The 14224-nt window shown below is 35.9% G+C and carries 16 protein-coding genes; 6 read left to right on the top strand and 10 right to left on the bottom strand.

The features are described from left to right. Positions 1-357: 357 nt before the first annotated feature. Entirely contained in the window at positions 358-543 is a 186-nt protein-coding gene (locus AB1Z56_RS00180; protein WP_426790676.1) for a hypothetical protein, read from the bottom strand. 297 nt (positions 544-840) lie between these two features. Here AB1Z56_RS00180 and AB1Z56_RS00175 point away from each other — a divergent pair, with 297 nt between their 5' ends. After that, complete coding sequence (locus AB1Z56_RS00175) at positions 841-1827, top strand: hypothetical protein (protein WP_426790675.1); 987 nt, start codon at positions 841-843, stop codon at positions 1825-1827. A gap of 99 nt (positions 1828-1926) precedes the next feature. Here the strand turns inward: AB1Z56_RS00175 and AB1Z56_RS00170 are convergent, their stop codons facing one another. Beyond that, the gene (locus AB1Z56_RS00170; RefSeq protein ID WP_426790674.1) at positions 1927-2313 is read right to left on the bottom strand and encodes a nuclear transport factor 2 family protein; all 387 of its coding nucleotides are present in this window, start codon (positions 2311-2313) and stop codon (positions 1927-1929) included. A 375-nt stretch (positions 2314-2688) separates the two neighbouring features. Here AB1Z56_RS00170 and AB1Z56_RS00165 point away from each other — a divergent pair, with 375 nt between their 5' ends. Together AB1Z56_RS00165 and AB1Z56_RS00160 are read left to right on the top strand one after the other, a co-directional pair. Then, positions 2689-3951 (top strand): hypothetical protein, encoded by a 1263-nt coding sequence (locus tag AB1Z56_RS00165; protein ID WP_426790673.1) that lies wholly within the window; start codon positions 2689-2691, stop codon positions 3949-3951. 59 nt (positions 3952-4010) lie between these two features. Next, positions 4011-4478, top strand: a complete 468-nt coding sequence (locus tag AB1Z56_RS00160; RefSeq protein ID WP_426790672.1) for a macro domain-containing protein — start codon at positions 4011-4013, stop codon at positions 4476-4478. 120 nt (positions 4479-4598) lie between these two features. Here AB1Z56_RS00160 and AB1Z56_RS00155 read toward each other — a convergent pair whose 3' ends face one another. Beyond that, complete coding sequence (locus tag AB1Z56_RS00155; protein WP_426790671.1) at positions 4599-5045, bottom strand: nuclear transport factor 2 family protein; 447 nt, start codon at positions 5043-5045, stop codon at positions 4599-4601. Positions 5046-5481: 436 nt separating this feature from the next. On the opposite strand from AB1Z56_RS00155, the gene AB1Z56_RS00150 reads away from it, so the two are divergent. Beyond that, positions 5482-6339, top strand: a complete 858-nt coding sequence (locus tag AB1Z56_RS00150; protein ID WP_426790670.1) for a hypothetical protein — start codon at positions 5482-5484, stop codon at positions 6337-6339. Between the two features lie 201 nt (positions 6340-6540). Here AB1Z56_RS00150 and AB1Z56_RS00145 read toward each other — a convergent pair whose 3' ends face one another. The 6 genes from AB1Z56_RS00145 to AB1Z56_RS00120 form a co-directional block, all read right to left on the bottom strand. Continuing rightward, positions 6541-7740, bottom strand: coding sequence for an IS256 family transposase (locus AB1Z56_RS00145; protein ID WP_426792404.1), 1200 nt, complete (start codon positions 7738-7740; stop codon positions 6541-6543). A 192-nt stretch (positions 7741-7932) separates the two neighbouring features. Then, positions 7933-8184, bottom strand: coding sequence for a DUF1016 N-terminal domain-containing protein (locus tag AB1Z56_RS00140; RefSeq protein ID WP_426790669.1), 252 nt, complete (start codon positions 8182-8184; stop codon positions 7933-7935). Between the two features lie 133 nt (positions 8185-8317). Further along, on the bottom strand, positions 8318-8764 hold the full coding sequence (locus tag AB1Z56_RS00135; protein WP_426790668.1) for a nuclear transport factor 2 family protein: 447 nt from the start codon (positions 8762-8764) through the stop codon (positions 8318-8320). Positions 8765-9222: 458 nt separating this feature from the next. Beyond that, the gene (locus AB1Z56_RS00130; protein WP_426790667.1) at positions 9223-9858 is read right to left on the bottom strand and encodes a hypothetical protein; all 636 of its coding nucleotides are present in this window, start codon (positions 9856-9858) and stop codon (positions 9223-9225) included. Then, on the bottom strand, positions 9858-10343 hold the full coding sequence (locus tag AB1Z56_RS00125) for an RNA polymerase sigma factor (RefSeq protein ID WP_426790666.1): 486 nt from the start codon (positions 10341-10343) through the stop codon (positions 9858-9860). Before AB1Z56_RS00125 ends, AB1Z56_RS00130 begins: the two co-directional genes overlap by 1 nt. A gap of 799 nt (positions 10344-11142) precedes the next feature. Further along, a complete protein-coding gene (locus AB1Z56_RS00120) occupies positions 11143-11568 on the bottom strand; it encodes a hypothetical protein (RefSeq protein WP_426790665.1) in 426 nt (141 codons plus the stop codon). An 878-nt stretch (positions 11569-12446) separates the two neighbouring features. Here AB1Z56_RS00120 and AB1Z56_RS00115 point away from each other — a divergent pair. Then, positions 12447-12863, top strand: coding sequence for a hypothetical protein (locus tag AB1Z56_RS00115; RefSeq protein WP_426790664.1), 417 nt, complete (start codon positions 12447-12449; stop codon positions 12861-12863). 4 nt (positions 12864-12867) lie between these two features. After that, positions 12868-13401, top strand: coding sequence for an STM3941 family protein (locus AB1Z56_RS00110; RefSeq protein WP_426790663.1), 534 nt, complete (start codon positions 12868-12870; stop codon positions 13399-13401). A 388-nt stretch (positions 13402-13789) separates the two neighbouring features. Here AB1Z56_RS00110 and AB1Z56_RS00105 read toward each other — a convergent pair whose 3' ends face one another. Beyond that, positions 13790-14200 carry a hypothetical protein gene (locus AB1Z56_RS00105; protein WP_426790662.1) on the bottom strand — a complete coding sequence of 137 codons (411 nt, stop codon included), beginning with the start codon at positions 14198-14200 and terminating at the stop codon, positions 13790-13792. Positions 14201-14224 lie beyond the last annotated feature (24 nt).

The following is a 14224-nucleotide window of genomic DNA, read 5'->3' as shown; positions in this document are numbered from 1 at the left end:
CTGCCATAAGAATATGGGCCGTTTTCGAATATAGACAATTAATGCAATATTTAATTATCCGATTAGAAGTAATTCTATTTTAACCGACTTGTAAGATCGGATCGTGCTTTTTTTGAAAGTATTTGATTTTCCATAATGCTGTTATTGTTAATTCTTACACAAACTTAGGCTTCATTCAAGGGCTATTTGAGTAAAAAGCATCCAATGTAATCGGTAGAATACATCTACCGAAAAGTCTGGGTGATGAGCATGCATAAAACGAAAGAAAGCCACATCTCGCGACGTGGCCTTAATAAACATATGATTCACTAGTGCTCTACCTATAACTTAGTATCGCGGAGCACTAGTTATTAAGATCTATTTATACGAATTCATCGATTTAGATACTTTACAATCATTGCCCACACGCTCCACGGTAACTAAATCGGTCTTGGTCAAGTTTTCAAATTTCAACGTTACTTTAGCAATCATATAGTCTGCCGATTCCTCGATGATATCTGTGCTTACTGTACAGTTTAGCTTTGCTCCTTTTTGCTTTTTCAAGGATTTAACCACTTCGCTACGGCTGTTAGACTGTGCATTGGAAGCTTGGATCTTTTGATTGAAATCAGCTGCAAATAACTGCTCTACGCCTGCTGATTCTCCCGCAGTGGTTACCGCAGCGTTGTCTCGTTCTGGAAAAACTTTACAGATTTAACCATTAGTCCTAAATACATGGAAATTTAGAGCGTGAATCGGATTATGAATTAAACAGTAATACGTGTATATTCATTAAAAGTAAATCTATTCGAGATAATAAATATGCTATTAAAGCGGAGTAGACTAAATCATAAATAAGCCATGTCAAAATTATTTCTTTGTGTCTTAACGAACTTCTTATTGTACAATTATGGTATAGCCCAGATTAATTGTACTTCACTACTTAAAAAAAAGTTTGAGAATAAAAGCTATTCTCCGGCCGAACTAGACAGCTTAATCAAAGATTTCTCCAAACTAAGAGCATGCGGACTCGACTCTGTCGCACTGGAAATTGCAACATCTTCGCCCGGAGTATTTAATACATTGATAGCTCCTTCAATGCAAGAACCCAACAAGCTGATTACGTATAACGAGGTATTCAATAAAATAAAAGAATTCAAAGCGTCGCCTGAATACCCAACCATATTGAAATTTCATATTGCCAACAAAACATTAAGGTCACGTACGGTTAATCTGAAAGAATGGTCAAAGGACAGTTTATTATTTATTGATATTTTTGAATCGGACAGATCAGCAACCGAAAAAGGTGAATTGGATTCCTTTTATAATTTTATGAAGGAAAATAAAATCGGTGAGATAACTTATTACCAAGCTTGGGCCATTTTTAAAAATCAGCAAAGGCTAATGACTCCCCCAAAACCACAGAAAAAAATACTTTGGGATGATAACCAGGACAGCACTCTTGCGGAGGTGATACAGGCAGCTAAAGAACAAAACAAAAGGGTCATTCTCTATTTTTCCAGTTGGACTGACATCACAAGCAGAAAGCTAGAGGCTGAACTAATGTATCTAAGTGACGATAACATACTAAAATATATCCGCAGTAAATTTGTTTTTGTATCCATCCTTATTGACGACCGAAGTAAACTGACAACAAAGGAATTGCAACAGGATTCAAATTTTGTAAAAAACGCTGATAATAGAGGCGCCAAAAATCGAAATATCCAAACTTATTATACACATTCAAAAAAAATACCTTATTTCATTATGCTAGATGAAACAGGTAAAATTCTGAAATCATTAAGTGAGAATATAACTAAAAAGACGCTTGATAAATTTTTAGAGTAAAAAGCCAGATATCGCGAACTGGCCTTTAAACTAAACTTAAACATATGATTCACTAGTGGTTTGCCTTTTTATGACTGGCAAACCACCAGTTGTGAAATTCTATTTATACGAATTGATCGATTTGGATACTTTCCAGTCATTGCCAACACGCTCCAAGGTAACTAAATCTGTTTTGGTGAAGTTTTCAAATTTCAAGGTTACTTTAGCGACCATATAGTCTGCGGATTCCTCGATGATAGCTGTGCTTACTGTACAGTTTAGCTTTTCGCCTTTTTGTTTTTTCAGAGATTTGATGACCGCTTCACGGTTATGAGACTGCGCATTGGTAGCTTGGATCTTTTGATTAAAATCTTCTGCAAATAGTTGCTCGAGGCCTGCTGATTCGCCCTCCGTAGTTACCGCTACATAGTGCTCTAAAGAGAAGTCTGCTGTGGAAAGGTTAACGTTTGCTTTTGTTGCTTTTGCTCCAGGTCCTTCAGCTGCCATAGCGAAAGTTGATACTGCGATTAAAGCTGCTGCTGCGAATGTTTTTACTAGCGTTTTTTATCGAAATAATTTGTTTTTAATTGGTGATAAAGCTATCATGAGTGCCATTTTTAAGCACTCATGATGGTTCATAATGTCTTTATTTTATTGTGTTAGTTTTTTTATCTGTTCTTATTTGTTGACTCAAAACTACGACACAATAAGCCCCTAGCCTACGGGCTTTAGACCAACGATCGGGAAAACTCGGTGAATGGCGGTAATGGGGAGGTGAAGCAAGTTGCATTTCAAGATAATTTTACTCATATTCATTATTCCAATTGTCTAAATATGAAGTTGGATGGTTGGACTTCTATACAACATTTTTAAATAATAAGCATGTTTAATTTTTTCAAAAAAAATAAACCTGATATTCAGGAAGAGTGGAATGCTAAGGGCGAACAATATGCCTCTGAAATAAATAAAATGGTAGAATTTGGAAAAAAAAATGGTTGGGATAACTGGAAAGGAGAAGAACCTCAGGACAATAGAGATCATCTGGCAAATGAAATCCTTAATCTCCTTAGAGCAGCAAATCTAAATCAGAAAACTGAACAATTCCGGGAAAGCTTTCCTCCTGCGCACGCACCATTCATACCATTCTTGGAAAAACAAGGGCAAAGTATAGAAATGCTTCATTTTATTGACAAGCAAAAGATTGCTTTTCTGACCGGCACATCCTATCAGAAAAGACAGGCTTACATACTGGATAATGAAAAACTACTTGAACTAGAAGACAATATCACCGCAATTGGCAAATCCAAACGCGGCAATATCTTTGCGATAGCGGTACCAGGAAAAATCTCTACTTATAATGGTTGGGAAGGTACCTTGATTGGCGAGTTTATACTTAAAGAAACCGCCGAATTCGGTATCACCGAGCTGATCCCGTTTAATGATGGCAGAAAAATTCTCCTTGTCACTTCCGAAGGAATCTATTTAATTGACAAAGATGCCGAAAAGCTTATCCATCCTCTCAATGAAAATAATGATGAGGATTGGTCTTCCAATATAGATATGGAAAATGCAACATTGTCTAATGACAATACATTTATTGTTGCAGGTGACCAGTGTTATGACCACACGATTATGGATGCAGAGGGAACTACTTTAGGAAATATTGGCCCACAGTCTTCTTATCCTCATTTCTGTCTTTTTTCCCATGATGATGCCCAACTGATTACCAATTCTTGCCATTTTTATAATGGTATAACGATTGGTATAGATACAGTTAAACTAAAAGGTATAAATATTGAACCATACTCTGAAAGCGATCAATACAACGTGATCGATGACAACATGCGGGTATATGTCGGCATAGCAATTGACGACTATTATATTCTTGGGGATGCATATGGTTATATAAAAGCCATTGATAAAAATGGAAAAAAACTTTGGCAACACTTTTTAGGTTCAACAATAAGTGGAATCACTGCTTCAGATGACGGCCTTACATTGTGGGCAGCCTCTTGTAGTGGTATGATCCATAAACTTTTGTTGGGTAAAGGACATCGGGATAAACACACCATCGGCGATGGAAACCATTACGAGGACTTTAGGCTGTTGATCTGGAAAGGGGAATCTCAGCCTTTGAAATGGTAAAAGGACAATTCCTTAAAATGACTTATACAATGGAGTAAAAATTAAAAACATAAAGGAGAATGGTCAAATATCTAGAATTTGGAAATATATTCAATTTACCGGATGTAAAAAATTATGCTCATGGTTGTAATTGCGCTGGAGCAATGGGGAAAGGAATCGCTTTACAATTCAAAGAAAAATATAATCAAATGTATTGGGAATATAAAAAGCGTTGTAAAGATGGTGATTTCTCTCTTGGGGATGTTTTTTCTTACGACTATGGTGTAGGCACTGTTTTCAATCTCGGCACTCAAAAAACTTGGAAAACCAAAGCAGAGCTTAAAGCGATTGAAGATTCTCTTCTCAAAATGCTTGTATATGCCCGCCAAAATGGCATCGAAAAAATAGCGCTGCCCAAAATTGGGGCTGGGTTGGGTGGTTTAGTTTGGGACGATGTAAAAGCTACTATTAACAGGGTTGCCAAAGATTATGATGATATTGATCTTTTCGTTGTAGAAAATTATAGAAATATTAAAAAAAACAATTGACAATTAGTAGCAAGTGGACAAAACTAAAAAAGCCACATCTCACGACGTGGCCTTAATAAACATATGATTCACTAGTGCTCTACCTATAACTTCGTTTCGCAGAGCACTAGTTATTGGATACTATTTATACGAATTGATCGATTTGGATACTTTCCAGTCATTGCCCACACGCTCCAAGGTAACTAAGTCCGTTTTGGTGAAGTTTTCAAATTTCAAGGTTATTTTAGCGACCATATAGTCTGCCGATTCCTCGATGATATCAGTGCTTACTGTACAGTTCAGCTTCTCTCCTTTTTGCTTTTTCAATAGTTTAACTACGGCACTACGGCTATTAGACTGTGCATTGGTAGCTTGGATCTTTTGGTTGAAATCAGCTGCAAATAACTGCTCTACTCCTGCTGATTCTCCTTCAATCGTTACCGCCACATAGTGCTCTAAAGCGAAGTCTGCAGTAGAAAGGTTAACGTTTGCTTTTGTTGCTTTTGCTCCAGGTCCTTCAGCTGCCATAGCGAAAGTGGATACGGCGATTAAAGCTGCTGCTGCGAATGTTTTTACTAGAGTTGTCATAATGTCTTTATTTTATTGTGTTAGTTTTTTTATCTGTTCTTATTTGTTGACTCAAAACTACAACACAATACGCCCCTAGCCTACGGGCTTTAGACCAACAATCAGGAAAACTCGGTGAATGGCGGGAATGGGGAGGTGAAAGTTATCATTCAAAATATCGCTTCAATTGAGCTATATTTAAATAGGAAATTACAAAAGTCAATGGAGCATAACGCGAAAGGTGTATTGGACCTTTAAATAATAAAAAATTATCATGCGCAAAATAATCTTATTTACTTTCTTAGCCGTATCAGCCTTCCAACTTATTGGTAGCTGCTTTGCTCAAACCAAATATGTGGTATTTGATCAAGACAAATTAACCGATTCATTGAATGGACACTTATTCTGCAAAAGAACATATGCAGAAATCGAATCTGACAGTACCGATTTTCCAGATTTGACTATTTATAATTTTTTGTTCAAAAAAAGCATAGCTGAAGATGATTCAAATCAAAAAGTATTTCAAAATTTTATAAGCTTTGAGCGTGAAGGGAAAAATTTGCCCGTTGATATCTTAGTTACAATAACGCCGCTGACAAGGTCTAAATTTGAGCTAAAAAATATCTCGAAAGCCATTGTTAACAAGGATATAAACATAATTCCTTTGGATAGCCTGTTGCGAACCTCAGCAAAAGATATATTTTATGCAACATATGCACCTTTAGGTATTTTTTTAGAGACGCCATCACTCAATTTGAAGAGAACGGATTATAAAATCGTGATAAAGCGAAAAAATGAATATTTTTTAGTTGACAACGAGACCTTAACTGAATCCTATTTTATTGGTAACGGCTATATGGAGCCTTATAGAACCAATGCAGCGGGAATATATCCGCAGAGTAAGAATTTTTCAAAACAAAATTATCTCTCCGCTGAAAAGTTAAATACGCTAAAAGGGGGAATAATAAAAGATACTACGATAGATTTAAATAATCAAGGTCGAACTATAGCCATAGATAAATTTTGGACAAATGAGCCTCGCATTCCTTTTACAAAAAATGCAGGTTTGAATAAAGGTAATGATTGGTATGCAGTAGAAGGAATTGGTGATTTTGAGTTCTATTGGGACAATGGTATATTAAATGGTAATTTTTTGGACTATTTCAAAAAAGCCAAGTTAAATTATATGCCCGATAAACAGCTCAATAGAAAACTGAACCTTTTGTATAAAACAAAGAAAATAAATGGAATACCACTCAAAGATTTTTTTAAAAACAAAGGTTTGGACAACACAAATTTGAAAACGATACTATAGCTAGCAATACCCAATGTTTCATTGACGTTACACCTTGGAAATCCAATATTCGTTAAAAACATTGGATGACCAAACAAAAAAGAGGAAACGATAGGAAACATAAAAATTAATATACAAATAAATGCTAAGAGAAAGAGTTTGGTAAAAAGGGACTGTCCCATCAAGTGTGTAAATAAAAAATACGGAGTTCAGTTATGTTCCTTATAACTGGACTCTTTTTTCAAATAAAGTTAAGAACTGATTTAGGATAATAGCCCAGTTACGAATGGGCATTGTCCATTTTCTAGAGATTTCTCTCAAAGCCAAATATACAGATTTCAGTACGGCATCATCGCTGGGAAATGACAGTTTATTCTTTGTGTATTTGCGGATCTTCCCATTCATGTTTTCGATGATATTGGTCGTATAGATTATTCTTCGGATCTCAAGTGGAAAGCCGTAAAAGACGGTCAGTTCGTCCCAGTTTTCCCTCCATGATCGTATGGCATAAGGATATTTGGATTCCCATTTATTAGCAAAATCAGTCAGTGCAGCTTCTGCTGCCTGTTTATTGGGAGCATCATAGATAGGCTTCATGTCCGCTGTAAATGCCTTTTTATCCTTCCATACAACATATCTACAAGCATTTCTGATCTGATGGACAACACAGACCTGAGTACTACACTCAGGAAACACACTTCGTATAGTAGCGGAGAAACCATTAAGGTTATCGGTCGCTGTGATCAGCATATCCTCTACTCCCCGGGATTTTAGGTCTGTCAGGATTCCCATCCAAAAACTGGCACTTTCATTCTTGCCCAGCCACATGCCAAGAACTTCTTTATAGCCATCCCGGTTTAGGCCCACAGCAAGATAAATGGTTTTATTGACCACTTTGGAGTTTTCCCTGACCTTAAAAACAATGCCATCCATCAATACAATCAGATAGACGTTGTCCAGCGGGCGGTTTTGCCAGGCGATCACATCACCCGCCACACGGTCGGTAATCCGGGAAATCGTCGATTCAGAAAGGTCAAATCCATACACATCGCGCATCATATTTTCTATATCCGAAACACTCATGCCTTTGGCATATAGCGAAACGATCACGTTCTCAACTCCGTCAATCATGTTCTTGCGTTTGGGAACGATGATCGGATTGAATGTACCATCGCGATCTCGGGGAACCTGAATCTCCAGATCTCCCTGATCCCCACGAACCTTTTTGCTCGTATGTCCGTTGCGGGAATTGCCCTGACCGCTGCGCTCATGCTTTTCATAGCCAAGATGGCCGTCCATTTCTCCTTCAAGCATTTGCGATACTGCCCGTGCCTGTAACTCGCGGAAAAACGATTGCAGCTCTAAACCGTCCTTAAAACTCTTTAAGAACTCCTTGTCGTTTAATAGTGACTCCTTGTCAATCATACTCTTATAAAGTTAATAAATAAAAAATGCGAAGTCCTTGTAAACTCCGCATTTCTATAACTTACACACTTTATGAGACAGTGTCGGTAAAAATCAGGCACTTTTTGAAGATCTCCTTCATTATAGGATTCTGGTAAATTTAAAAAGTCAAAAACGTAACTATCTTTAAACGCTTTATTAATGTCTACTTCAAATTCTCTCGGCAGTGACGAGAGTTTTACATTTCCAATATGAAAAACCTTTCAATTCAGGTTCGTGCTGTTTAATGAAAAAAGCCAATTCTTTGACGACCGACTGCCCCCATTCGGAAGTTTCGATCCGCGCGCTAATATACTTTCCAATACGCCAATACAAATTCATTAATTCCGTATTAACTGCCTTAATAGCTTTAGATTGAGATTCTTTAATAAGCTGAATAATTTCTACAAAACGCTGCTCCATGTACAAAGGTTTATTTCTCAATTACATAAAAATCTAAAAAAAATTAGCAATCAAAAGAAAATCTTATTATCAGAAAAAACACCACATCAATCGATGTGGTGTCATAACATGATCTATTTATTTAAGATGGCTCTTATTTATACGAATTAATCGATTTGGATACTTTCCAGTCATTGCCCACACGCTCCAAGGTAACTAAATCCGTTTTGGTGAAGTTTTCAAATTCTAAGGTCACTTTAGCAACCATGTAGTCTGCCGATTCCTCGATGATATCAGTGCTTACTGTACAGTTCAGCTTCTCTCCTTTTTGCTTTTTCAATAGTTTAACTACGGCACTACGGCTATTAGACTGTGCATTGGTAGCTTGGATCTTTTGGTTGAAATCAGCTGCAAATAACTGCTCTACTCCTGCTGATTCTCCTTCAATCGTTACCGCCACATAGTGCTCTAAAGCGAAGTCTGCAGTAGAAAGGTTAACGTTTGCTTTTGTTGCTTTTGCTCCAGGTCCTTCAGCTGCCATAGCGAAAGTGGATACTGCGATTAAAGCTGCTGCTGCGAATGTTTTTACTAGAGTTGTCATAATGTCTTTATTTTATTGTGTTAGTTTTTTTATCTGTTCTTATTTGTTGACTCAAAACTACAACACAATACGCCCCTAGCCTACGGGCTTTAGACCAACGATCAGGAAAACTCGGTGAATGGCGGGAATAAAAAGGCGAGTCTGCTTCGTATCAGATTCGTACCACGTTCGGATCATCTACAGATAATGAACAGATACCCAACAAACCTTGACCAGTCTCTGAACAGGGAAAAACTGTTCAGAGATTAATCAACAATAGAACCCTACCCGACCTGATCCGAAGGCTATACGAAGCAGGTACGAACAAGACCCCTATAAAGGTTATTTAAACTCATTCCCAAATAACAGATTTTCATAATTGCTAAAATCAGGATTTTATATTTTACAACATTGACAAACAGACCCCGCTAACCATAATAGTCCAGGCCAAACCAATAGTGATCGATAGATGTTGAATACTAATCGTCTATCTCTGTTGTGTAAAAGTCTTCCAGTTCAGCTATATGATACTGCAGGTCTACTAACATGTCCTGATGAGGCTTAGCATATTTTTTATAAGTATAGATGTGCGAAAAACAGAAAATTACTCCGAGGATAACAAACCTAGAAAGTACTGCTATATCGAATATTGAGGCTAGATTAAAAGCTTCAATATTTTTGATTGAAAGTGCGGCTGTCAGTAAGAAGCAGATCGTAATTCCTGCTAAGTTATAGTAGTTCAAATAAGCCGAGAGGAGCCGTCGTATATTCTTGAAACGATCAATTAACGGCAAATCTGTTTCATAATTTTGATGAATATTTTTTCGCAGCATATAGGCCATATATATCAATCCCCCCTCGACCACTGTACCAAATAGGAAGTAATAGCCCCAAAATGTACTGTCATAGAAATACAAGATAATACCGATACATAGGATGACAATCACTGAGCCGTAGCGCATATTCTTTTTCAAATTCTGATCTATTAAATCAAGCAAACTTGCCGATTTTTGTAATGCTATTTTCTCAATAGCGTCCTGAGAAAATAGCATTTCGCTCGCCTGACCTTCACCCCGATGTTGTTGGATTTTATATTTAAGTTGATCTAGTTCCATTACGATGACTGTTTGCTTAGTTGTTTTAATTTTGTTTTGATCCGCGATATTTTTACCGCTACGTGATTAGGAGTCATACCCAGAGTTTCAGCAATTTCATTATAACTATAGTCTTCGAGATAAAGTGTTACCAATGCCTTTTCTACTTTTGTCAGCCTGCTTATTGCTTGATACAAGAGCAGGATATCTTCATCCTCCTGATAGGTGATCTCGCAGTAACTTTCTTGGCTATATTGTAATTCGGCGAGCGTATCCCTATTGCCTCTTTTGATATATGTAATCGCCGTATTTAATCCTACTCGATATAACCAAGTCTGAAACTTGGCATCCCCCCTAAAGCTTTTGAATGATTTCCATGCCTGCAATACGATTTCTTGAAATAAATCTTCCCTTTCGGCTTTATTGTCTAGATACATGCAGCAGACGCGATGTATGATAGCTTGATTAGAAGTCACTAAAGTAATAAAGTCTTTTTCGATGCCCATATCGTACGAGGATGTCTTATTTGTTATTGCTTTATTTGTTAGTCTCCAAAAAGATAAAAACATTACAACTTATATAAAAAAAGAATGATAAAACTATTTCAAATTGACTGTTGTTCTTACTATACAAAACGGCTACAAGCTACCCTTCGAAAGAAAGGTTCCACATAAAAATTGGCGTCGTACAGTGAAAATCCAATAGTATTCAAAACACATTGGATGACGAAACAAAAAAGAGGAAACGATAGGAAACATAAAAATTACTGTACAAGTAAACGCTAAGAGAAAGGGTCTGATGAGAATCAGGCCCTTTTGACGTAAAAAAAACCAGATTCATAAAATCTTTATATCTTTCACAAAAAATAATTTGTCATTTTTTTAGCATCGATTTTATTATCATGCAAATATTGGAAAAAGCAAAAGGGAAAACCATTGCCCAAAAATCTCTATTATTATGATACTTCTGAACAAATACAAACAGATCCCCGCCATTTATCTGCCAAAGCAGGAGCATTAAAAAGATATAGGCAATCAAAAAAGATAGTATATAGCTAACATATTCTTTCAGCGGGCGTACCAGTCTGTTAAATAAAAAGACAAACGATATCATGATAAAAAACGTAGCTCCCTGAAGAATAAAATATTGAAAAAAAAGATTAGTTCCAGGTCTAAAGACTTGAGTTGTAACATAAGTTAACACCAAACAAATTGCAATTGCTAATATAATATTACTTTTTAACATCGCTTCTTATTAACTTGATATGCTTTAGCTAGATTTTGTTGGTAATATAATTTCTCCTATTTAATCCGATATCTTCCAATAAGCCTTTTCATAAAAAAAATCACAGGTATCATCCAAAACAATGTTGATCTTATTTCCAACTTTTTTTATTTCTAGCTCGTTTGAGACGGTCCCACCTGAATTGCTCAAAACTAATACTGTTCTAAAAATCTCATATTCTATACGATACTCCCCATTTCCCCAGTAAGAACTTCTATATTTATTTTCATCAAGCAACGTAAGCATATCATCGCTATCAGGGAGATTCCCCATTGCAATACAGTCGTGATATTTAAAATAATATTTCCCTATAATCATCGAATGAGTAAGTAACCTTGAATATGCGATTGCCAAAACCAATAAAAATACAATAAATAAGAATGGCCAATTTTTAGTTTTTTTCACTCTTAAACCGACATTGTACTGATGATCTTTATTGAGTTGCATAGATTAAAACATATTAATATGATCGATTATTGCTCACAGTACCTATAGATTTTTTGATCAGAAAGCCCATTTAGATATAATCTTCTTTCGCCATAATAGTTATCGATCCGGTTAATTACAGCGATTGGGGAGTCAATAACCAGCCTGCTATAGATGGTATCATTCCGAACGAAATTATGCGTATCATTAAACACAAGGATATCCTGTAGGTCACTATTATCGCCACAATTTTTCCAAATTGAATTTGTTAAACTCTTGTTTTTACAAGAAAAACACAAAAAGCTCAGTCCCAAAATAACAAGGAGAAATTTTAGTCTCATCGTAAAACTACTTTGCATAATATGTACTCTAGCAATAATACATAATTTTCTCCGGATCAAGCAATCTAAAGAGTGTAATTCCTTTACTAAGACCATTATCGAACGATTATATCCACTTCCGTACAGTTACTATAATAACCCATTAGCTTTTCACTCTTAAAATCAACATAAAGGAACCTGAATCCGTACAAATCGTTGAAGCAGATGAAAATAGAATCAAAAAGCATGAAAGATTAACCTTAAAGGAAAACAAGCTCAATCGTCTGATTGATAAACAAGCCGAACCATCACTTATGGCTCTCTGGATATATCAAATATGTACCATGTAAATTCGCCAAGTGGTGAATTTACGATAAAGCAACTTAAGGGTCGATATATTCAAATAATTGAATTTATCTTCTTGTTTTAAATAGCGTAGTTCACTATTTTTATGGAAATACAAAATTTAACAAAGGCCATATAAATGAGATATCAAAACATGGGTATCAGAAAAACACTTTAATCTTTAAATTATAATAACCATGGGAATGACCCAAGACATCAAAAGGAGCTCCTATTATGTTTGTTGATAGTGTACAGATAAGCCAAGCAGACCTGCAAAAATCGAAGCCTGACGACATAGCTTCAGTCAAAGTGTATAAAGATAGTCAAGCATTTAAACACATTGACAGTAATGCAAATGGAGCCCTCTACGTTGAAACAAAGCAATTCTGCAGAAAACGCTTTCTTAACTACTTCCAATCTAAATCATCAGCGTTCAAGCATCTATTGGAGTCCCAAGGCAGCGATAACAGCTTTCACTACATCCTTCATGGAAAATTGCTTAGTAAGGGCTATGAGGGAAAGCTAGCAGCTATTAATGACAAGTTTTTTAAATCCATAACAATCATCGAAAAAAAGAAACTTGTGGACAGATATGGTGCTACGGACAAGAATTTCGGAATATTGATTGTTTCGGATGAGCCAGAAATTTAAAATAATGGAAAATAAATCTGAGCATATAATTCGCCTATATAGTAACAAAAAGAAAACAGTGTTAATGTTAATTGGTTCGCTCATATTTGTTGCAGGTGGTTTTTTCTTTGTGATGCATCCGGAAAGTTTCGACAGACAACCTACAATAACGAGGATGATCGGTATTCTATGTATTTCATTTTTTGGTCTCGCCGCTATCGTATCCGTCCGATATTTGATTTCAAATCGGCTACTTCTGGAGATTACGGATCAGGGGCTACATATCGGCGATATACACAAAACTTTTATCGGATGGCAAGATATCAGTGGGTTTAAGGAAATAGCGATCTATTCAACCCCTATTATCGTTATCCTAATTAAAAATAGTAAAGCAGTGATAGATGAGGAGCCCAATATGATCAAAAAGAAAATGATGCAGTTTAATATGAATTATGGTTCGCCATACAACCTTAGCAGCGGCAATATGGCTATAAGGCATAAGGAGCTCTTTAGACTCTTGAATGAAAAACTCATAAAATATTCAAATAACAACGTGTAACATCAAAAAGCCACAACTCCCGAAGTGGCTCCACTCTCCTTATAAATTTATTTGAAATCGCTCTTATTTATACCAATTGATCGATTTGGATACTTTCCAGTCATTGCCTATACGCTCCAAAGTAACTAGATCTGTTTTGGTGAAATGCTCGAACGAAAAAAGATCTTGATCATAGGTCTTTTAAGTAGGGAGGCGAAAGTTTGGGGAAAGGTCAATTTGTGATAGAGCACAGATAGATTATCTCCTAAAAAAGGTTCTAACTACTTGTTTAGTTTCTACTATTTAAGGATTTTCCATGGTCAACTTCAGTCTCATAATATCATTATCGCACAGTATTAAAACAATAGCCCGCTGTATACTAGTTATTTGTTTATAAATATTAGATTTTTCAGTCTCTTTGTTTTTCGAAGAACTTAACTTCCTCTAAAGCCCCAAATACAGTTGTTATCTTAACTTCAAAAAATTTTTTCCGATTATGATCGTCCTCAACATCAACTCTAAAAATAGTCGTGGAAAATGGCGAACCTGTAGAAAAATGAGGTCTAACTTTAAATTCGGATTTACCTAAAGTTAGTTTACTTATTGCCTTATAACCGATAAGCTTATATTTATTTTCAATAAGATAAATCTCTACATGATCTTGGAATAACCTCTTTAATCTGTATTTACTTCGAAATGTAGCTAAAATAAAAATTGCTATAAACATTATTGGTACTAATACCAAATCAAACCTTATCATATTATAATTAATCTCTTGAAGCACCAATATTTCCCAATCTCCCAAAAAGTAAGAAAACATCCTGTTTCAGTTTATGATTTTTTC

This window comes from Sphingobacterium sp. WOUb80 (assembly GCF_050058145.1).
GTDB lineage: Bacteria > Bacteroidota > Bacteroidia > Sphingobacteriales > Sphingobacteriaceae > Sphingobacterium.
The sequence above is the reverse complement of the archived record's forward strand: the minus strand, read 5'-3'. Positions and strand labels throughout refer to the sequence as shown.